Origin of the sequence: Mycobacterium sp. 1465703.0, from assembly GCF_001672975.1 — a bacterium.
Taxonomy (GTDB): Bacteria; Actinomycetota; Actinomycetes; order Mycobacteriales; family Mycobacteriaceae; genus Mycobacterium.
Genome location: NZ_LZKU01000164.1, coordinates 17,192 through 38,529, shown reverse-complemented (window position 1 = coordinate 38,529; position 21,338 = coordinate 17,192). Strand labels below are relative to the sequence as shown.

The 21,338-nt window shown below is 66.1% G+C and carries 13 protein-coding genes; 7 read left to right on the top strand and 6 right to left on the bottom strand.

Annotation, left to right across the window (positions count from 1 at the left end):
* Positions 1 to 60: 60 nt before the first annotated feature.
* Positions 61 to 10,134, bottom strand: a complete 10,074-nt coding sequence (locus A5625_RS14650) for a non-ribosomal peptide synthetase (protein ID WP_066994887.1) — start codon at positions 10,132 to 10,134, stop codon at positions 61 to 63.
* Between the two features lie 518 nt (positions 10,135 to 10,652).
* Between A5625_RS14650 and A5625_RS14645 the strand changes: the two genes are divergently transcribed.
* From A5625_RS14645 to A5625_RS14635, 3 genes are all read left to right on the top strand, one after another.
* Entirely contained in the window at positions 10,653 to 11,564 is a 912-nt protein-coding gene (locus tag A5625_RS14645) for an ABC transporter ATP-binding protein (RefSeq protein ID WP_082984412.1), read from the top strand.
* Positions 11,561 to 13,192, top strand: coding sequence for an ABC transporter permease (locus A5625_RS14640; protein ID WP_066994885.1), 1,632 nt, complete (start codon positions 11,561 to 11,563; stop codon positions 13,190 to 13,192). The genes A5625_RS14645 and A5625_RS14640 overlap by 4 nt, the downstream gene beginning before the upstream one ends.
* A gap of 161 nt (positions 13,193 to 13,353) precedes the next feature.
* Entirely contained in the window at positions 13,354 to 13,539 is a 186-nt protein-coding gene (locus A5625_RS14635) for a hypothetical protein (RefSeq protein ID WP_066994881.1), read from the top strand.
* Positions 13,540 to 13,906: 367 nt separating this feature from the next.
* Here the strand turns inward: A5625_RS14635 and A5625_RS14630 are convergent, their stop codons facing one another.
* Positions 13,907 to 14,668, bottom strand: coding sequence for an Rv3717 family N-acetylmuramoyl-L-alanine amidase (locus A5625_RS14630; protein WP_197516109.1), 762 nt, complete (start codon positions 14,666 to 14,668; stop codon positions 13,907 to 13,909).
* Between the two features lie 98 nt (positions 14,669 to 14,766).
* Between A5625_RS14630 and A5625_RS14625 the strand changes: the two genes are divergently transcribed.
* Positions 14,767 to 15,111, top strand: coding sequence for a YbaB/EbfC family nucleoid-associated protein (locus tag A5625_RS14625; RefSeq protein ID WP_066994878.1), 345 nt, complete (start codon positions 14,767 to 14,769; stop codon positions 15,109 to 15,111).
* A 14-nt stretch (positions 15,112 to 15,125) separates the two neighbouring features.
* Positions 15,126 to 15,737 (top strand): recombination mediator RecR, encoded by a 612-nt coding sequence (gene recR, locus A5625_RS14620; protein WP_008263246.1) that lies wholly within the window; start codon positions 15,126 to 15,128, stop codon positions 15,735 to 15,737.
* Positions 15,738 to 15,754: 17 nt separating this feature from the next.
* On the opposite strand, the gene A5625_RS14615 is transcribed toward recR, so the two are convergent.
* The 3 genes from A5625_RS14615 to A5625_RS14605 form a co-directional block, all read right to left on the bottom strand.
* On the bottom strand, positions 15,755 to 17,074 hold the full coding sequence (locus A5625_RS14615) for an MFS transporter (RefSeq protein WP_066994876.1): 1,320 nt from the start codon (positions 17,072 to 17,074) through the stop codon (positions 15,755 to 15,757).
* 123 nt (positions 17,075 to 17,197) lie between these two features.
* Entirely contained in the window at positions 17,198 to 17,893 is a 696-nt protein-coding gene (locus tag A5625_RS14610) for a type 1 glutamine amidotransferase (protein ID WP_156748236.1), read from the bottom strand.
* A 4-nt stretch (positions 17,894 to 17,897) separates the two neighbouring features.
* The gene (locus A5625_RS14605; RefSeq protein ID WP_066994870.1) at positions 17,898 to 19,127 is read right to left on the bottom strand and encodes a Mur ligase family protein; all 1,230 of its coding nucleotides are present in this window, start codon (positions 19,125 to 19,127) and stop codon (positions 17,898 to 17,900) included.
* 76 nt (positions 19,128 to 19,203) lie between these two features.
* Here A5625_RS14605 and A5625_RS14600 point away from each other — a divergent pair, with 76 nt between their 5' ends.
* Positions 19,204 to 20,196, top strand: a complete 993-nt coding sequence (locus A5625_RS14600; protein WP_066994867.1) for a DEDDh family exonuclease — start codon at positions 19,204 to 19,206, stop codon at positions 20,194 to 20,196.
* A 30-nt stretch (positions 20,197 to 20,226) separates the two neighbouring features.
* Here A5625_RS14600 and A5625_RS14595 read toward each other — a convergent pair whose 3' ends face one another.
* Positions 20,227 to 20,895, bottom strand: coding sequence for a response regulator transcription factor (locus A5625_RS14595; RefSeq protein ID WP_066994864.1), 669 nt, complete (start codon positions 20,893 to 20,895; stop codon positions 20,227 to 20,229).
* A 115-nt stretch (positions 20,896 to 21,010) separates the two neighbouring features.
* On the opposite strand from A5625_RS14595, the gene A5625_RS29630 reads away from it, so the two are divergent.
* Positions 21,011 to 21,166, top strand: a complete 156-nt coding sequence (locus A5625_RS29630; RefSeq protein ID WP_197513806.1) for a DUF6131 family protein — start codon at positions 21,011 to 21,013, stop codon at positions 21,164 to 21,166.
* Positions 21,167 to 21,338 lie beyond the last annotated feature (172 nt).

The following is a 21,338-nucleotide window of genomic DNA, read 5'->3' as shown; positions in this document are numbered from 1 at the left end:
AGGGTCACGGATGTATCGCACCGGGGACCTGGTGCGCTGGGGTCCCGACGGGCAACTGCACTACCTCGGGCCGCCGAACGGACAGGCCACGAATCGCGAAGCAGTTAAAGGACTTTGGCGCACATACCCGACAGCGACGCCGCCGCCGGCCACATACAATTCACCGACCATCCCGATCGGCACCGGGCGCAGCCACCCGTCCAACACAAACAACGCCGCGGTGGGCACCGGCGCACCGATCGGTGGCGCACCCGCCCCGGCCGTCAACGGCGCAGTCCTGGACGCACACACGGTGGTCTCGGTCGGACCGTAGGCGTTGACCATGACCCGACCCGGCGCCCACCGATCGACCACCTCGGCCGGACACGCCTCACCGGCCACCAGCAATGACATCGCGTCCAGTCCCTGCCCGGGCAGTGCCGCCACCGCAGAAGGGGTTTGACTTAGGAAGCCGACCCGCTCAGCAACGAGCAAGGCGTGGAAGTCACCCGGCGAGTCGGACACCGACTCAGGGACCACCACCAACCGCCCACCTTGTAGCAGCGCACCCCAGATCTCCTCAACCGAGGCATCGAACGCCAGCGAATGCCATTGCGCCCACGCTTGTTTCGGGGACGTCCAGGGGTACAGTGAGTTCAGCAGCTGGGTCACGTTACGGTGGGTGACCGCTACGCCTTTGGGCACGCCGGTGGTGCCCGAGGTGTAGATCAGGTAAGCGATATCGTCGGGATCCGGCCCCGGCAATGCAGTGCTGGGTTGCGTGGCAATTCGGGCATCGTCGACGTCGATGACCGTCACGTCGCACCCGTTCAACCGGGGCCGCAGCATGGCGGTGGTGATCGCGGCAGTCGGGGCGGCGTCCCCGATCATGAATCCGATGCGCGCCGCCGGCAGCGCGGGGTCGATCGGCAGGTAGGCCGCCCCCGTCTTCAGGACCGCCAGCATCGCCACGACCGCCTCGGCGGAACGCGAAAGCAGCAGCGCCACAGACTGTCCCGGACCTGAGCCTCGGCCGGCCAGCAGGTGCGCCAGCCGGTTGGCGGCATCGTCGAGTTCGCGGTAGGTCATCGAGGTGGCGCCGAAGGTGACAGCTACTGCCTCGCGGGTGCGGTGCACCTGTTCGGCGAACGAATCGGGAATCGACACCGCGGGAGGCGTGGGCCGGGCCAGCACCGCGCGGTTACCGAAGGCATCCAGCCTGGCGTGCTCAGCCTCTGCGAGCGGATCGATCGCCGAAAGTCGCTGCCCCGGATCGGCGCTCATCGCCACCAACAACCGCAGCAATCGTTCGATCAGCGCGTCGATGGCCTCCGCCGCGAACACATCGGTATCGAATTCGACGCGAAGCTCCAGTTCATTACCCGGCCGGGCCGCCATCGTGAGCGGATAGTGGGTGGATTCGCGACCGTGGACCTCGGTGATACCGAACCCGTCGATGCCGGAGAACGCGGCGGTGTCGACCGGATAGTTTTCGTACACGAACAGGGTGTCGAACAGCTGGTCGTGGCCGGTGATTCGGTGGATTTCGTTGAGTGCCAGGTGTTGGTGGTCCAGTGTGTCGTTGTAGGCGTTTTGCATTTGGTCGAGCAGGTCGGTGGTGGTGCTGTCCGCGCTAAACGTCGCGCGCACCGGCACGGTGTTGATCAGCAGGCCCACCATGGATTCCGAGCCGGCCACGTCGGCGGGTCTTCCCGAGACGGTGGTGCCGTATACGACGTCGTGCTGGCTCGTTAGCCACATCAGCAGTTGTGCCCATGCGGCTTGCAGCACGGTGTTGACGGTGGTGTGCGATGAGCGGGCCAGTTCGCTGATCGCTCTTGAGGTTTCGGCGGACACCCGAATCGATTCCACGCCACGACGCCCGAGCCCCAGCCGGTTCGGCGGGCCGATCAGGGTGGGGGTGTCCAGGCCGTCGAGCACTGTGCGCCAGGCATCTTCGGCGGCGTCGAGGTCGCGGTCGGCCAGCCAGCTGACGAAGTTGCGATACGGCGCGGGTGCGGGCAGGTGCTGCCCGTAATAGCCGGCGAAGATCTCGCCCAGCACAATCGGCAGCGACCAGCCGTCCATCACGATGTGGTGGAAAGTCAGCACAAACCGGTGCTGATCTTCGGCGGTGCGGATCACCGTGGCACGAAAAGCCGGTTCGTCGGCCAGCTCGCACACCGCGGCGCGTTCGGCGGCGCACACCCGTTGAACTTGCTCGTCGAGATCGACACCGCCCGCGTCTAGTTCGAGATATCGCCACACCGGCGCGGGGTCGGCCGGGATGATCTGCACCGGCAGGTCGAATTGTGTGTGGAACCGGGCCGCCAGATTCGGATGGCGAGTGATCACCGAGTGCATCGCCGTGCGCAACCGGTGCAGGTCGAGGACACCGCTGAAGGTGATGTCCAACTGCACCGCGTAGACGTCATCGTCGGCGTGCGCTGTGCTGGCGTGGAAGAGCAGTCCTTCCTGTAATGGGGTTAGCGGCAAGACATCTGCGATGACGTAGTGCTGGTGTAGTTGGTCGAGTTGGTGTTGGGTCAGTCGGGCTGGTGCGATGTCGGAGGGGGTCAGGCCGCCGCCGCCGGCGCGCACATGGGTGCAGATGCCGGTCAGGGCGTCGAACCAGAGTTGGGCCAGGCGGTGGGCCTGGGTGTGGTCGAGTGCGGAGGGGGCCCAGGTCCAGGTGGCGTGCAGCAGCGGGCCGGTGTCGGTGTCTTCGGTGGCGGCGTTGAGCTCCACGGTGTGGGCCAGCGGCAGCGGCACCGCCGCGGCGGCACCGGTCAGCGAGACGCCCTCGGGGCTGATCCGCCACAGCTCCTCGGACAGCTCGGTGGCCGCGGCCCCGAGCCGTCCCAGGTAGTTGAATCCGATCGGGGGATCGGAGTGGGGCAGTGCGATGTCGGGGTTCAAATAGCGCAGCAGTCCGTAGGACAGCGGGTCGGGCACGGCGCGCAGTTGTTCTTTGGCGTCCTTGATCAGTGTGCCTAAAGTGGGTGCGCCGCTGAGGATCTCGGTCCAGGGCAGGCTGGCCACGGTCAAGGCCACGGGATATTTGGTGGTGAACCATCCCACGGTGCGCGACAGGTCGACTTCGGCGGCCAGTTCCTCGTGGCGGCCGTGGCCTTCGACGTCGATGCCGATCGACGTGGTGTGCAAGAACTCCGCGAGCGCTATCGCGTAGGCGATCACCAGGATGTCTTGCACGCCGGCGTGAAAGGCCGCGGGCACTTCGCCGAGCAGCATGCGGGTGAGCCCGCTATCAAGTTGCACGGTCAGTTGCCCGGCGCTGGCGTAGGTATCCACTGCTGGTTGCACGGCGGGCAGCTTCGCCGGGGTTGCGGTCAGCTGTGTCCAGGTGTCGGCGTGGGCGACCACGTGGGGGTGGTGGGCGTGCTCGTCGAGCAGTGTTGACCATCGGGCGAAGGAGGTGCCCGATGGTGGTAGGGCGATGGGTTGGCCGCTGTGGTGTTGGGCCCAGGCAATGTTGAGGTCTTCCAACAGGATTCGCCAGGACACCCCGTCGATGGCCAGGTGGTGAATGATCATCGCCAACTGGCCGGTGTGGGGCGCCCACAGCGCGCTGAGCATGGAGCCGGTGGCCGGATTCAGCCGCGCCCGGGCCGCCACCAGAGCCTCATCCGAGAGCACGTCGACCCGTTGCAGACACGCAGCGGCATCGACCAATCCGGCTTCCGGCACCCACAGCGACCAGCCGCCGGCACCGTCGCTATCCACGCGCAGCCGCAGCATGGCATGCCGGTCCAGCAATGCCTGCAGCACCGTCACGACGTCAGACTCGGTTGCCCCGGCGGGGGCGGACATGACGAGGGTCTGGTTGAACTCGTCGATCGGGCCGTCGACGGACTGCAGCCAGCGCATGATCGGCGTCGCAATCACCGCCCCGACACCCTCATCGACCACCCCGGCGATGGCGTCGGCGACCGTAACCACCCCGGCCAGCCGGGCCACGGTCTGCTCGACGAAGACGTCGCGCGGCCGGCAGATCAGCCCGGCGGCCCGAGCACGGGCCACTACTTGCATCGACAGGATGCTGTCCCCGCCCAGGTCGAAGAACGAGTCGTCGATGCCGACCCGGTCGAGCCCCAGCACCTGGGCGTAGATGCCGGCCAGGATTTCCTCGAGGGCACTGCCCGGAGGCCGATAGGGGCCAACGGTGTATTCCGGTGCGGGCAGGGCGCGGGTGTCGAGTTTGCCGTTGGGGGTCAGTGGCAGCGCCTCGATGACCACTACCGCCGCCGGGACCATGTAGGCGGGGAGCCGCTCGGCCAGGGCGGTCCGCGCCTGGGTGGGGTTGGCGGTGCCGGTGATGTAGCCGACTAGGCGTTTGTCGCCGGGGCGGTCTTCGCGGGCGATGACGACGGCTTGGTCGACGCCGTCCAATGTGCTTAGCGCGGTTTGGATTTCGCCGAGTTCGATGCGGTAGCCGCGGATTTTGACCTGTTCGTCGGCGCGCCCCAGATATTGCAGCTGCCCATCGGGCCCCCAGCGGACCAGATCTCCGGTGCGATACATCCGTGACCCCGGCTCGCCGAACGGGCATGCCATGAACCGTGACCCGGTCAACCCGGGCCGGCGCACATACCCGACGCCCACCCCGCGGCCGGCCAGATACAGTTCGCCGATCACCCCGGCGGGCACCGGGTTCAACCAAGCATCCAGCACAAAGAAGGCCGCCCACGCAATCGGCGAGCCGATCGGCGGCGGCCCCGACCCCGCCGCCAGAGGTGCACTCTTGGACGCCCACATCGTCGTCTCGGTCGGGCCGTATACATTGATCATCACGCGTCCCGGCGCCCACCGGTTCACCAACTCGACGGGGCAGGGTTCGGCACCGATCACCAACGCCGCCGACTCCAACCCCTGCGGCGAAAGCATCCCCACCGCCGACGGGGTCTGGGTCAACACGGTGACTTGCTGGTCGACCAGCAACGCGTGGAAGTCCTCCGGTGAGCGCGCCAACGAGTCAGGCACCACCACCAGCCGCCCACCGAACAACAACGCACCCCAGATCTCCCAGATCGAGAAATCGAAGGCGTACGAGTGAAACTGCGTCCACACCTGGTGGGGTGCCAATTCCACCCCGATATCCAGTGCGTCGAACATCTGAGTGACGTTGTGGTGCGTGACGGTAACACCTTTGGGCACACCGGTTGTGCCAGAGGTGTAAACGATGTGCGCCAAGTCATCAGGAGCCGGGTTCGGCAAGGCGGTATCGGGTTGGGCGTCGACGCGAGGGTCGTCGAAATCGATGACGGCCAGCTCACATCCATCGAACCGGGAGCGCAGGCCCGCCGTGGTGATCGCAGCGATCGGTCCGGCATCGGCGACCATGAACTCGATCCGGGCCGCCGGCAGCGCCGGATCCATCGGCAGATACGCCGCCCCGGTCTTAAGCACGGCCAAGATCGCCACGATTGCATCGGCCGAGCGTGAAAACAGCAGCGCCACAGACTGACCCGGCCCGGCGCCGTGGGCCGCCAACAGATGCGCCAACCGGTTGGCGGCCTCATCAAGCTCGCGGTAGGTCAGGGAGCGGCCCTCGAAGGTCACCGCCACCGCATCGGGGGCGCGGGTCACCTGCTCGGCGAACACAGCCGGAATCGATGCTTCGGTTGCGGACAGGGTCAGTACCGCACGGTTGCCGAGTTCATCGAGCAGGGCGTGCTCACCCTCGTCGAGTACATCGATCGACGAAATCCTCTGTGCCGGCTCGGCGGTCATCGCCACCAGCACCCGCTCCAAGCGTCCGATCAGTGCGTGGATGCTGTCCGCGTCGAACACATCGGTGCGAAACTCCACGGTTCCGCCGATCCCGGCGGGATCACCGCCCTCGGTGAAGCGTTCGGCCAACGAGAACGCCAGATCCATCCGGGCGGTGCGGGTGTTCACCGGCAGCGACGTGACCTGCAGGCCCTCCAACTCGAGCTCCGCCGCGGGGTCGCTATCGCCGGCGAACTGCCAGCCGACCATCACCTGAATCAGCGGGTGGTGAGCCAACGACCTTGACGGATTGAGTCGCTCGACAAGCACTTCGAAGGGCACGTCTTGGTGTTCGTAGGCGGCCAGGCTGCGTCGGCGCACCTGGTCCAGCAGTTCGGCGGTGGTGGGGTCCTCCGACACGTCGACGCGCAGCACCAAGGTGTTGATGAAAAAGCCCACCAGTTCGTCCAGCGCCGGGTCGCGTCGTCCGGCGATCGGGAATCCGACGGCCACCTCGGGGCTGGCGCTGATCTTCGACAACAGCACCGCCACGGCGGCCTGAATCACCATGAAACTGGTCGTATTGTGCTCGCGGCCCAGTCGTGCGACCTGCTGCTGCAGCTCGGCCGGAAAATCCACGATGACGTTCGACCCGCGCTGATCGGCCACCGGCGGGTAGGGCCGATCGGTGGGCAGTTGCAGCCGCTCGGGCAGCCCGGCCAGGGCCTGCTCCCAATAGGCCAGCTGGGCGGCGATGGGGCTGTCGCTGTCGTCGAGGTCTCCCAGCTGCGCTCGTTGCCACAGTGTGTAATCCACGTACTGCACCGGCAGCGGCGCCCAGCCGGGGGCCTGCCCGGCGCACCGGCTGGAGTAGGCCACACCCAGATCCCTGATCAGCGGGCCGATCGACCAGCCGTCGGCGGCGATGTGGTGGACCACCGCTACCAGCACATGTTCGTCGTCGGAGGCGTGGAAAAGTGTTGCACGCAAAGGGATTTCGGTTCCCAGGTCAAAACCGCGACGCGCTGCCGCGCCGACGGCCTCCTCCAACCGACCCGCCGACCAGCCGGTGGCATCGACAAGATGCCAGCCGAAGTCGGCTCGCTCGGGCGGCAGTACCAGCTGCTGGGGGATCCCCTCAGGCGCGGCAAGCAGCGTGCGCAGACTTTCATGCCGGGCCACCACATCCGCCATCGCCGCGCGCAATTCGTCGGTATCGAGTCGCCCATTCAACCGCAATGCCGCGGCCAGGTTGTACACCGGGGAAGGCCCCTGCAACTGGTCGACAAACCACAACCGCTGCTGGGCATACGACAACGGCACCACCGCCGGCCGCTCTGCTGCCACCAACGGCCGCAGCCGCCGCGAACCCACGCCGATGTGGCCTACCAATTGGGCAACCGTGGGCGCGTCGAACACGGTGGGGACCGAAACGTCGGCATCCAGTGTCGTGCTGATCGCCGCGGACAAGCGCATCGCCAATAACGAATCCCCGCCGAGGTCGAAGAAGGAGTCGTTGATGCTGACTTGGTCGAGGCCGAGGCCGAGGACTTGGGCGTAGATGCTTGCCAAGATTTCTTCGAGGGCGGTGGTGGGCGGTTGGTAGTCGTGAAGGTTGTGGGTGTCGGGTGCGGGGAGGGCGCGGGTGTCGAGTTTGCCGTTAGGCGTGAGTGGGAGGGTGTCGAGTTCGACGATGGCGGCCGGGATCATGTACGACGGGAGCGACTCTGCCAGGGCGGTGCGTGCCTGGGTGGGGTTGGCGGTGCCGGTGATGTAGCCGACCAGGCGTTTGTCGCCGGGGCGATCTTCGCGGACGATGACGACGGCCTGCTCGACGCCGTCGAATGCGCTTAGCGCGGTTTGGATTTCGCCGAGTTCGATGCGGTAGCCGCGGATTTTGACTTGTTCGTCGGCACGTCCGAGGTAATGCAGCTGGCCGTCGGGGCCCCAGCGCACCAGGTCCCCGCTGCGATACATGCGGGCCCCGGGTTGGCCGTAGGGGTTGGCGATGAATTGTGTTGCGGTCAGCCCGGCGCGGCCCAGATAGCCCACCGCGACACCGGTCCCGGCGATATACAACTCGCCGACCGCTCCGACCGGTACTGAGCGCAGCCAGCGGTCGAGCACCATCAATCCTGCTCCGGGCACCGGGGACCCGATCGGGACGGCCGGGGTGCCCGCGGTCAGGGGGGCGCTGATGGCCACGCACATGGTGGTCTCGGTAGGACCGTAGGCGTTGATCATTACCCGGCCGGTGGCCCAGCGGTCCACCACCTCGACGGGGCAGGCTTCTCCGACGGTGACCAGTGTGGTGGCTTGCAGCTCGTGTTCGGACAGCATCGCCACCGCTGACGGAGTTTGCGTCAACACGCTGACGCCGTTGGCGACCAGCAGTTGTTGCAGGTCCGGTGGAGAGCTGACCACCGCCTCGGGCACCACCACCAGTCGGCCCCCGCGCAACAGTGCACCGAAGATCTCCCACACCGAGACGTCGAAGGCCAGCGAATGACACAGCGACCACACTCCGGCCAGCCTGGCGTCGAGCGATCCCAACAGCGCGGTCACGTTGCGGTGGGTGACGGCCACGCCTTTGGGGGTGCCGGTAGTGCCCGAGGTGTAGATCAGATACGCAATCGAGTCCGCTTCGGGTGGGGGCAATCCGGTCTCGGGCTGGGCGTCGAGAGCTGGATCGTGGAGGTCGACGACCGGTGCATTGAAGCCGTTCAGGTGCGGGCGCAGCTCGGTGGTGGTCAGCACGACTGCTGGTGCGGCATCGGACAGCACGAACCGCTGGCGCGCCGCAGGGACGGCGGGGTCGATTGCCACGTAGGCGGCCCCGGTCTTCAGCACGGCCAGGATCGCCACGATCGCCTCAGCCGAGCGGGATACCAGCAGCGCCGCGCACTGCCCTGGGCCCACCCCGTGGCCGGCCAGCACATGCGCCAACCGGTTCGCCTCTACATCGAGCTCCCGATAGCTCATCGAGCGGCCTTCGACCGTAACCGCGATCGCCTCCGGTGTGCGCTGGACCTGCTGGCCGAACAACCCTGGAATCGACGCGGCCGAGACGGGCCGGACCAACTCCGCCCGGTTACCCCACGCCGCCAACCGGGCATAGTCGGGCTCATCGAGCACATCGATCGTTGACAACGAGCGGCTGGGGTCGGCCGCCATCGCCACCAACACCCGCCCTAGCCGTTGGGCCAGATCCCGCGCATCGGAGTCGGAAAACAACTGCCCGGCACCCGCCGTGCTGAGGAAGAGCTGATCACCATCTATGAAAAAGATCAGCGCGAATTCGACCGGGCCGGCGTGGGTCAGGGTTCCTGATGCCGGAGCACCGGCGAAATCCCCCAGATGTGTGCCCGGAATAAAATTAACGACTACCCGGTTCGACGCCTGTCCAGAGCCGCGAAGACGCGCGTTGTAATCGATTGAATGCACTGGGAACCGTTGATGCTGTAACGCGTCGCGCATACATGTGCCGACATTTGTGCAAAACTCCGCGATTGAATGCTCAGGCGGAGTCTTCAACGTCAGTGGCACGAACCCGGAAATCATTCCGGGCACTGTTTGGGTTTCTGGGCGAACTCGCCTGCTTACCGGAAAGTCGAGCACTACTTCCGGACTCTCGGTGTCGAACGCGCGGACCAGGAGCGCGCACGCCGCGGTGATCACCGAAGATCGACGCACCCCGCAGGCCTGGGACAGCACCTGAATGCCGGCCACGGCGCAGGGGTCCACTTCCACGGGTTCAGACGGTTCGTCCCGATCATCGTCGGTGGCCGCCGCCAACCGATAACGCGGTTCGCTTTCCGGCGGAATGTTGCTGATCCAGTAAGACCGATCATTCAGATAATCGGTCGAGGATTCGTACTCTAATTCGCAATCGATCAGATCCTTCAGCGACCCGAAAAAAGCGGGTGAGGCCGACGCGCCGGCAGCAAGCGCATTATAGATTTCTGCGATTCGGTGACAAACAAGAGTGATACCGATGCCGTCTACTACTATATGATGGCAGCATACGAACCAATAAAATTCATCTACCCGTGTCTGCATCAACGCAAATTTGAACAGCGGGCCGGCGAGGGGCATCAAGGTGTGTTGGATCGATGATGCGAGCCGGTGGGCGTCCTGAGCGGGATCGGGCGAGCCGGTCAGGTCATAGCGAGCAAGTTCGACGTCCGGGTAATCAACCGGCTTCTGAAAAACCTTGCCATCCAGCTCGAGAAACCCGGCTCGAAGCGGCTCGGCCTCGCGCACCGCTTGGACAATCGACCGTTGAAGCAAGTCCGGCTCGATCGCGCCCTGGATTCGGATCAGCTCGCCCAGTTGCCACTTGGCACCGAAGCTGCCCGTTTTCTGCGCAATCCAAATGTCTTGCTGTCCCCGCGTTAGCGGTAAAACCCGGTCATCGAGTTCCATCCGACTACCCCACCTGCTAAGTGCCTACTTATTGGCAGGGCGGCCCGCTTCCAGTCTCTCGCCCAAACTTTTCGACCAGTAAAACCACCATCCAGACCCTCCGACTGGCTGTCATGTGGGGGAGCGTATGGCCCGTCGAGCGGACCTCGTCGGAATTCACATCCAAGTCGAGTGGTCAGGAGGCCTAGATGGGGTAGTGCTGTAGTACAGGTGCACGATCGGCGAACTGGACGCCGGGCATGGCAAAGTCCGTCGTGGAACTGCCAGTGCAGCTCAGTAACTCGTGCGCGCGATGCAATAACCGGCCGACCAAGGCTTCTCCTGACCTTGACCTGACCTGCTATTTTGGCTCGTACCTTATTACTACATGACGGGCTCGACCTTGCGAAGCTGATGAACTTTCGGTGCTTGTTAGTTGCGCTAGCGAACACCGTCCCGGCTCGGCTGACGCGAATCAGCAAAGGCGATTTCCGATCGAACCAACGGGTCTTTACGCCGGGTGACTTACCCTTCGGGTCATGGAACCCTCGGCGCGCGCTGCGGTCGAACCCGCTATCCGGGTCGACGGACTGACCAAACGGTTCGGCCGCATCGCGGCCGTCGAGGATCTGAGTATGAGCGTCGCGCCCGGCGAGGTGTTCGGATTCCTGGGCCCCAACGGTGCCGGCAAGTCGACGACGATTCGCCTGCTGCTCGGATTGATTCGCCCCACCGCGGGCACGGCGAAGATATTCGGTTGCCCAGCGCATGACGTCCGCCGGTCCCATCGGCACGTCGCATACGTGCCCGCAGATGTGGCGCTGTGGCCACGACTAACCGGCGCGGAAATCCTTGAGCTGCTTGGCTCTTTGGGCCCCGGCGTCGATACGGCCTACCGCGACGAGTTGGTCGATCGTTTCGATCTCGAGCTCGACAAGCCGGCCAAAACATATTCGACCGGCAACCGACAGAAGGTGGCACTTGTTGCTGCATTCGCGACACGGGCGCCGCTTCTGGTGCTCGATGAGCCGACAAGCGGTGTGGACCCGTTGATGGAAAGGGAATTTCGCGGCTGTGTCGCCGAAGCGCGCGAGCGAGGCCAGACGGTGTTCCTCAGCTCTCATCAACTGGCCGAAGTAGAAGCCGTGTGCGACCGGGTAGCGATTCTGCGTGCCGGGCGACTCGTCGAAGTCGACAGCATCGCCGACCTCCGCCGCTTGCATCGGACCGTGGTCGAGGTGTCCTATCGCGACGGTCAGCCTTCGCTGCAGGACGTTGCGGCGGTGTCGGGTATCGAACAGCTGGGCGGTGAACGGTTGCGCTTCAACCTAACTGGACCGCCGGGGGCGGCGCTTCGGGCGCTCGCCGCAGCTGACATCACGGCGCTGTCGATGCACGAACCGACTCTCGAGGAGATCTTCCTCGACTACTACGGCGATTCCGCGCGATGACAACAGCCACGCTGCCCGGTTCGTCGTTGGCCACAGGGCCCCACCTCACGCCGGGGCAGGCCGTGAGCCGGCTGGCCGTGCGCCAGCTTCGCCGCGGCGCCGTGCTGGCCGCCCTGATCTGCGGAGTCATGTCGGCGTTGGTCGCCTTCCAGTACCAGCCGATCGGCGCGTTGCTGAATCAATCAGATCTGCGCCTACTCGCCGAGAATCCCGCGATAAGGATCTTGTCGGGCCCGCCGGTCGCTCTCGACAATCCCGGCGGTTTCACCGTATGGCGAACCGGCACAGCCGTTTCGGTGCTCGCGAGCGGCTGGATCATGCTTGCCGCCACGCGCATATCCCGCGGTGAGGAGGATAGCCGGCGGTGGGATCTGCTCCTCGCCGGACGCCTGCGAATGGCGGATGTGGTCACCCGGTGCCTGGCCGCTCTTGTCGGATGCTCGGTGCTGATCGGTGTGGCGATTGGGGCGGGCCTTCTGGCGGCTCGCACGCAACCGACTGGTGCGGTGATCTATGCCGTCGGAACTGCCTGTATCGCTGCAACTTTCGCCACAACTGCGCTGCTCGCCGCGCAAGTCATGCCGAGTCGATCCGGCGCCACGGGACTTACCGCCGCAGCTTTGGGCGGCAGCCTGATGTTGCGCATGGTCTCCGATGGCTCGCATCAATTGGCGTGGGCGGCCTGGATGACGCCGTTCGGGCTTGCCGCCCGGTCGGCGCCATACGCCGAAAACCGCATCGTCCCACTGATCGTGCTGGGCGTGTTTCCGGTAGTGCTGGCCGGTACGGCCCTCTTCGCGGCAACCCACCGCGATTTGGGTGACGGGGTCGTGACGGTGCCTGTCACCCGCCCTCCACGAACACGCTCGTTGCGGTCCATCGGCGGGTTCGCCTTTCGCCGGACCGTCCGGACCACGCTCGGCTGGGCCACCGGTATCACCGCATATTTCTTCCTGGTCGGCGTGTTGCTCCCCTCGATTCTCAAGCTGTTTCAGACGAACCCGCGCATGGCTGAACTCGCCGCGCCGGCCGGGATGGGCGGCCATGAACTCGTGAAAGTCGGCGCTGCGGTGCTGTTCGGCGTGCTCGCCGTTCCCACCGGACTGTACGCCGCTGTGCGTCTCGCCGCGATGGTCGCCGACGAGAAGGCCGGTCGAATGAACTTGCTTTTCGCCCAGCCTATTTCGCGTATGCGCCTGATGTCGACCGAGATCATGGTCACGGTCGGCGGGGTGGTGGCCCTGCATTGCTCAGCCGCAATCGGCATCTGGGTCGGAGCCGAAAGCACGGGCGCCCCACTGCAATTGAGCGCTGCGGTTGCGGGGGCGCTGAATTCCGTTCCGGTGGCGTTGCTCGCGGCCGGGGCGGCCGCGGTGGGCATCGGGTGGTTCCCCTCCGCTGCGGCCGCAATCGGCGCACTGCCGGTTGTGGGCGGGTTTCTGATGAACGTCATCATGAAGTCCACGAGCGCCCCCGGCTGGGCCGCCAACCTTTCGCCGTGGTCGCACCTCGCCGCCGTGCCTGACGCACCGCCCAATTGGGCGGCCACCGCCATTTTCCTGCTCGTCGGCGCTGTCCTTGCCGCGCTCGGCGTGTACGGATACCTGCAGCGCGATTTGGCTAGCTGAGGCAACGGGCCGTTCGAATGGTCGCGATCGATCGCGACCCTGTTACCGAGGCGCGCGCTCGTTTGCTGGCCTACGATGGCCCGGACGGACCAACGCTTCAGAGAAGACGGCGTGAAGTTCCGGCTCGCAAGCGAGGGAAGATCCCGATAGGAGGGGCCCAGATGGGATTCATACCCGGTTTCAACGAAATGAAGGAGTCTGTCGAGGAATCTATCGACCTCCTCAGGCGCGCCATCGCGGCGCTGGAAAAGCTTGCGGCAGAACAGGAGCGCGCCAATGACCTGTACGCCGAAGCGAATCAGGTCGGCCATGTACAAGCTCAGAACGTGACCAAGCTGTCGCGATGAGCTCGCCGACGAGCGGCCGATTGATGGACGGAATCCCGCCCCGGCACGGCATCTCGCGCGTGCTCAGCTAAACGAGGATCCGGCACTCGTGAGCTTGTGGGCCGCCGCTCGATCTGCGACAGCTACTACTCGATTCTGTAGCTGGAACCTGAGATCTTTCATTGTGTCCTACGCGATTCCGCGCCGGAGCCCCCATAATTTCGGGTAGTAATGCCCGCGAGGTGGAGTAGGGAAGTCGAGTAGCTCGACTTCTTCACCCGGGGATGTGATCCAGCGACGCCGCCAAAGCAAACTGGTGATGAACGGTCAGCAAATCTATTGCACTACATCGGATTCGGCCGAGATATTCACACCTCGAGCCCCGGCCTTAGCGCGCCTGACCCTGTGAGGCCAGGAACCCCGCGACACCACGGACCAGCGCGTCGGCGTACTTCTGCCGGCCCTCGGCCGACTCCATCAGCGCCGAGTCCGCGGGGTTCTTCATGTTGCCGCACTCGACCAGAATCGACGGATACTGGGCCAGGTTCAGGCCGGTCAGATCCGAGCGGCCGTAAAGACCGTTCTGGCCGATGTAGTTGGCCGGCGGAATTCCCGAGCCCTGCATTTGGTCCCGCATGATCCGGGCGTACTGCACCGACGGACCCGCCTGCACCTGGTTGAGCGGCGGGGCCGAATAGTTGACGTGGAATCCCCGGCCGGACGGCGGGCCGCCGTCGGCGTGGATGCTCAGGACCGCGTTGGGATGCAGCGCGTTGGCTGCGTTCGCGCGTTCGTCCACACACGGCCCCAAACCGCTGTCGTTGGCCCGGGACAGCGCGGTCCGCACTCCCAGGGCGCTCAACTCGGCGCGCACGCGCAGCGCGGTGTCCCAGGTGAAGGTGTGTTCCTGAAAACCGGTGTTGGTCGCGGTCCCACTGGTCTGGCAGTCCTTGGTGCCGCCGCGGCCGGTGGGTACCTGACGGTTGATGGAGCCGTCATTGGAGCCGTTGTGCCCCGGATCGATGAAGACCACCATCCCGGCGATGTTGGATGGGACCGCCGTCGCGGTCGGCATGATCGCCGTCGAAGCGGCAACGAGCACACCGACCGCCAATTTGATTCCGACACGTCTGCTCAGTCGTAGGTCCACGGCGCAAAGCTAACGCCGCGCGGTCTACGCTGGGGGTTTCGAATCGCCGGAGACTCACGAGCGAAACCAACTCGAGACCAAGATGCGAGGGGATTGTCATGCAACCCGGAGGCGACATGTCGGCGCTGCTGGCCCAGGCGCAGCAGATGCAGCAAAAGCTCATGGAAGCCCAGCAACAACTGGCGAACGCCGAGGTGCATGGTCAGGCCGGTGGGGGCTTGGTCAAGGTTGTGGTCAAGGGCAGCGGTGAGGTGATCGCGGTGCAGATCGACCCCTCCATCGTCGACCCTTCCGACGTTGAGACGTTGCAGGACTTGATCGTCGGCGCCATGGGGGACGCGTCCAAGCAGGTCACCCGGATGGCCCAGGAGCGGCTGGGGTCGCTGGCCGGCGGCTTCGGCCCGCCGCCGGGACAACCGCCGGCGCCGGGCCAGGGGCTCTAGATTCCGCGACCGACATGTTCGAGGGACCCGTCCAGGATTTGATCGACGAGCTCGGCAAGCTGCCGGGTATCGGGCCTAAAAGTGCCCAGCGCATCGCCTTCCATCTGTTGTCGGTGGAACCACCGGATATCGACCGGCTGACGGCGGTGCTGGCGAAGGTTCGCGACGGGGTGCGGTTCTGCGCGGTGTGCGGCAACGTCTCGGACAACGAGCGCTGCCGGATCTGTGCGGATCCCCGCCGCGACGGGTCGCAGGTGTGCGTCGTCGAGGAACCCAAGGACGTCCAGGCCGTCGAGCGCACCCGCGAATTCCGCGGCCGCTATCACGTACTCGGCGGTGCGCTCGATCCGTTGTCCGGAGTGGGTCCCGATCAGCTGCGGATCCGCGAGCTGTTGAGCCGGATCGGTGAGCGGGTCGACGACGTCGACATCACCGAGGTGATCATCGCTACCGACCCGAACACCGAAGGCGAGGCGACGGCCACCTACCTGGTGCGGATGTTGCGCGACATTCCGGGCCTGACGGTGACGCGGATCGCGTCCGGGCTGCCGATGGGCGGTGACCTGGAGTTCGCCGACGAACTGACGCTGGGTCGCGCGCTGGCCGGCCGCCGGGCCATGGTCTGAACACGGGCCGCACTCTCTCACGCACCTGCCAACTCGCCGGCCGCGCTTTCCACTGCGGGCCCAGATCCCGGTAGCGGTTTGCCCGCGACTTCCGGCATGAATCGAAGGGCGACGGTCCCCACTAAGCCCGCGAAGATCAGCATGTAGGCCGGCACCATGGCGCTGCCGGTGCTGGATATCAGCGCTTGCGCGATCACCGGAGTGGTTCCGCCGACGGTCGATAGCGCGATGTTGTACGAAATGGCCAGCGCTCCGCTGCGCACTCTGGTCGGGAACAGCGCCGGCAGGGCTTGGGGAGTGGTGCTGTCGAAACACAGTTCCATCAGTCCGACCAGCAGCACACCGATGAAGACCAACGGCAAGATATCGCCGAAGCGCATCAGCAAGAACGCCGGGACCGACGCCACAATGAGCAACCCGCAGCCCGTCCACATGATCGGTTTCACGCCGATACGGTCGGACAACATGGCGACGAACACCACCGCGGCCATCAAGATCGCCAACGTCGCCACGATAATGACCAGGCTGGCCGTTTTACCCACGTGCGCAACCACTTTGAGGTACGTCGGCAAGTATCCGGTGAGCATGAAGTCGGGGACCTGTGAGGCCACCACAACTGCAGCGCAGACCACCATCGGCCGCCACTGCTCCAGCACCGTGCGCCGAAATTGCTGCCAGCCGCGGTCAGCCGGCGTATCCGTGTTGCTGCTCAGCTGTTTGTAGGCGGGGGATTCCTCGATCCGCAGCCGCAGATAGAGAGCGAGGACGCCGAAGGGCGCTCCCAGCAGCAGCGGAATCCGCCAGCCCCACGCCAGCATGTCGTGGCTTGGCAGCCAGGCCTGCAGAGCGGTCACCAGCACGCCGGCCAGCACGAACCCGACCAGGTTGCCCAGCGGCAAAAACCCGACCATCATGCCGCGTTTGCGGTCCGGGGCCCGCTCAACGAGATAGGTCATCGCGCCGACGAACTCGCCGCCGGTAGACAATCCTTGAAAGATCCGGGCGACCAGCAGCAGGATCGGCGCCCAGATGCCGATGGTGCTGTAACCGGGCAGTAAGCCGGTCATGGTGGTACCCACTGCCATCAGCAGGATGGTGATCACCAGAACGCGCTTGCGCCCGACGCGGTCCCCCAGGGGGCCTAGGACGAAGCCACCGAGCGGACGCACCACGTACGCCGCCGCCAGGGTGCTGAAGGTGGCGATGAGATGGACCGCGCTGACGCTGTTGCCCGGATAGAAGACCTGGGCAATGGTGGTCGCGATGTAGCCGTAGACGCCGAAGTCGTACCACTCCATGAAATTGCCGATGGCAGTCGCCAGGGTGTCCCGGCGCATCGCCGAATCGGTGTCCGGGGAGTCAGCGCCTGTGCCGCTGTGCCGTTCGCGTCGGGTGCTCATTGCCACGTCGCGTACCCATAACTTTGCTGCCCGGAACCGTTGTGCCTGCAACCGTTCGCCTCAGCGAGCCGCTAACCGCTCGCGGCGCAGCAACTGGACCTCGGGCAGTTCCAGCGGCGGCAGTTCACCGACCACCGTGCTCAGCAGCAGATCGGCCAGTTGCGGGTTGCGGGCCAGACACGGCCCGTGCATGTAGGTCGCGATCACGCTGCCCTGCACCGCGCCGTCGAAGCCGTCGCCGCTCCGGTTGCCGGCGCCCTTGACCACCGCGCCCAGCGGCGAGGCTGCCGGCCCCAGCACGGTGCCCCCGCGGTGATTCTCAAAGCCGGTGAGACGCTCGGTCAGGCCCGCCAGCAGCGGCCGGGTAGCCAGCTCGCCGATGGTGCGCGTGTCTTGCGGTGACGTCGTCGCATCCAGCATGCCCACCCCGTCGACGCGTTCCCCGGCCGACGTTTCATACCAGTGCCCGAGGACCTGTACGGCCGCACAGATCGCCAGCACCGGGGCGCCTCGTTCCGCGGCGCGCTGCAGGCCGGGGTACTTGATCAGGTGCCGGGTGGCCAGGCGCTGCGCGTAGTCCTCGGCCCCGCCCAATGTGTAGAGGTCCAACGACTCGGGCACCGGGTCGGCCAGCGTGATCTCGACGATCTCGGCGGCGATGCCGCGCAGCCGCAGTCGCTGCCGCAACACGAGCGCGTTGCCGCCGTCGCCGTAGGTGCCCATCACGTCGGGCAGCACCAGCCCGATCCGCACCACCGAGTCAGCCATGGCGCGCCAATGCTCGTTGCAGCTGGAGGAACGCGGTGTAGTTGGCGACGACCTCCACCCGCCCGGGCGGGCACGAGGCGATCGCGGCGACGGTGTCGTGCACCAGGGTGTGCTCGACGCCCGCGTAGCCCAGACGCACCGCAAGGTCGGTGCCGCGCTCACCGGCGGCCACCACTTCGGTCTGTTCGAAGTGCTCGAACCGGACATCCCACAGCCACGACAGGTCTTCCCCGTCGGGCACCTGACCGTTGACCGAGATGACCACCCCGGCGGCGTGCTTGTCCACCATCGACAGCGCCTCCTGCCACCCGGCGGGGTTCTTGGCCAGCAGCATCCGCACTTCGTGTGCACCGACGCGGACGGTCCGATAACGCCCCGCGACCTCGTCGACCGACGAGACGGCCGCGACCGCCGACTGTGGATCCGCACCCAACGCGACCGCGGCCGCGACGGCCTGGGCGGCGTTACCCCGGTTGACCGCGCCCGGCAGCGCCAGCCGCATCGGTAGGGCCAGGCCGTCGGGCCCGTAGAGGCTGTCGTCGTCGAACCACCATTGCGGGCTGGGGCGTTTGAAGTCGGCACCCGTGGAGTACCAGTGGCCGCGGTCGCGCACGATGACTTCGCCGCTGCGCGGGCAGCTGACCGAGTCGTTCGCCCAGGCGCCGCCCGCGGCCACCCAGACGACGTTCGGGCTGTCGTAGGCCGCCGATGTCATCAACACGTCGTCGCAGTTGGCGACGACGACCGCCTTGGGGTGCCGGGCCAGGCCGGCGCGCAGGGCCCGCTCGATGACGTTGATCTCGCCGACCCGGTCCAGCTGGTCGCGTGACAGGTTGAGCAGTACGACGACGCTGGGGTCGACGGCATCGGACACGTGCGGGACATGCATCTCGTCGACTTCCAGGGCCGCCAGGGACGCATCGCGGCCGGCGGCCAGCGCGGCGACCAGGCCGGCGTCCATGTTGGCGCCCTCGGCGTTGGTGGCCACCGCACCCAGCGTCGCCAGCGCGGCCGACGTCATCCGGGTAGTGGTGGATTTGCCGTTGGTGCCGGTGACGATGACGGTGCGCCGTCCCGACGCGAGCTGCTGGAGAACGGAGCGGTCCAGGGTCATCGCGATCAGGCCGCCGATCATCGCCCCGGCTCCGCGTCCGGTCACCCGCGATGCCCAGCGCGCGCTCGCTCCTGCGGCCAGGGCCAGACGGGCGCGGGTGGTAATCACCCGGGAAGTTTAAGGGCATCGCGACACGGCGGCGCAGCGACCAGGTGATGTCGGTCAGCCGTGCCATCCTCAGTCCATGAGCGCGGTGTCCTGGGGTCGGCCGGCCAGCGAGCCGGACGCGGGCTGGGCAGTCGTCGACGTCGAGACCTCGGGCTTTCGCCCGGGTCAGGCCCGGATCATCAGCGTTGCCGCGCTCGGCCTGGATGCCGATGGCAATATCGAGCAGTCGGTGGTCAGCCTGCTCAACCCCGGGGTGGATCCGGGCCCCACCCACGTGCACGGCCTGACCGCAGCGATGCTGGAAGACCAGCCACAGTTCGCCGACATCGTCGACGATGTGGCCGAGGTGCTGCGCGGGCGCACCCTGGTAGCCCACAACGTGGCGTTCGACTATGCATTCCTCGCCGCCGAAGCCGAACTCGCGGAGACCGAACTGCCCGTCGACACCGTCATGTGCACGGTCGAGCTGGCCCGCCGGTTGGACCTCGGCATCGACAACCTGCGGCTGGAGACGCTCGCGGCGCACTGGGGAGTGACCCAGGAGCGGCCGCATGACGCATTCGACGACGCGTTGGTGCTGACCGGCGTGCTGGCCTCGGCGCTCAAGCTCGCGCGCGACGGCGACATCTGGTTGCCGGTACATCCCGTGACCCGGCGCCGTTGGCCGAACGGCCGGGTCACCCACGACGAGCTGCGGCCGCTGAAGGTGCTGGCGTCGCGGATGCCGTGCCCGTATCTCAACCCGGGCCCCTACATCGGTGGCAGGCCGCTGGTTCAGGGCATGCGGGTGGCGCTGGCCGCCGAGGTCGGGCGCACCCACGAGGAACTTCTGGAGCGGATCCTGCATGCCGGCCTGGCCTATAGCGACGCCGTCGACCGGGAGACCTCGCTGGTGGTCTGCAACGATCCCGCCGCCGAGCAGGGCAAGGGCTACTTAGCCCGCAAGCTGGGGGTGCCGGTGATCTCCGACGCACAATTCATGGCCTGCGTCGGCGCCGTGATCGGCGGCGCCAGCGTGGACGAATTCACCGACGCCAGCGCGCTGGACCAGCAACTCGCGCTGTTCTGACCGCGCTGGGGCTGTGCCGTCGGCACTCGATCAGGGCCCGCCGCGCCAGTGTTCGATGCGGTGGTGGTCGGGGGTGAACCCGTGCTGCACACCCCACAGCACCGCCTGCGTGCGGCTTCCGACGCCGAGCTTGCGGTAGATGTTGCGAATGTAGGACTTCACGGTATTCGGGCTCAGGTAGGTCAGCCGCGCCACATCGGCGTTGCTCTTGCCCTGGGTGATCAGCGCCAGGATCTCGGCCTCGCGGTCGCTGAGCCCTTCGCCGCGGCCGGGCCAGTCGAGCCCGGGCGCACTGCGTGCCCGGCCGGTTATGTCGCTGACGATCACCTCGCCGGAATGCACGGCCTCCAGCGCGGCGACCAGCTCGCGGGCGGGCAGGGTCTTCGAGAGGTAACCGTGCGCCCCATGTCGCCGTGCGCTCTCAATGAGGTCGGGGTGAAAGTTCCACGTGTAGACCACAACCCGGCGTGCCCGAGGGTTGGCAACCAAAACCCCGATCTCCTCGTGGTCGGATTCGGGTTGGGCAAATGAGTCGTACAAGACGATATCGACAGCCTCAGCGACGGGCATGGTGGAGTCGAGTTCGGCGATCACCACACGTTCCCGGTACGGGTCCAGCATGTTGGCCACGCCCTTCACGACGACGTCGTAGTCGTCGACAAGCGCAACCGTGATCGGCGCGCGAGGGGAAGGCGGCATGTCGGCGAGATTACCTCCCTAGGGGTGTATTTCTACCCCCCTTAAGGGTGATCGACTGGATACATCGCTGGCGCAACCAGATTGCCAGTCATCAACCTCAAGTTGGAGGCCCATCATGATCATCCTTGGCATCATCGCGCTGATCGCAGGATTTCTGCTCAAGATTGCGGTGCTGTGGACCATCGGCATCATCCTCGTCATCGCCGGCGTGATCCTGGCGATCCTCGGTTCCACCGGACGCGCCGTCGGCGGCCGCAGGCACTATTTCTGAACGCCCGCAATGGAGACGTCCGACCTCGGGCTGCGGACGTCACGAACAAACATTGCATCGACGGTGCCGGGAGTATGCGACATGAGGACGAGAGGAGCACCAAATGCCCACCTGGGAGTGGCTTTGGATTGCGGTCTCCATCGTGATTGTGGTGGCAGTACTCGCCATCGCG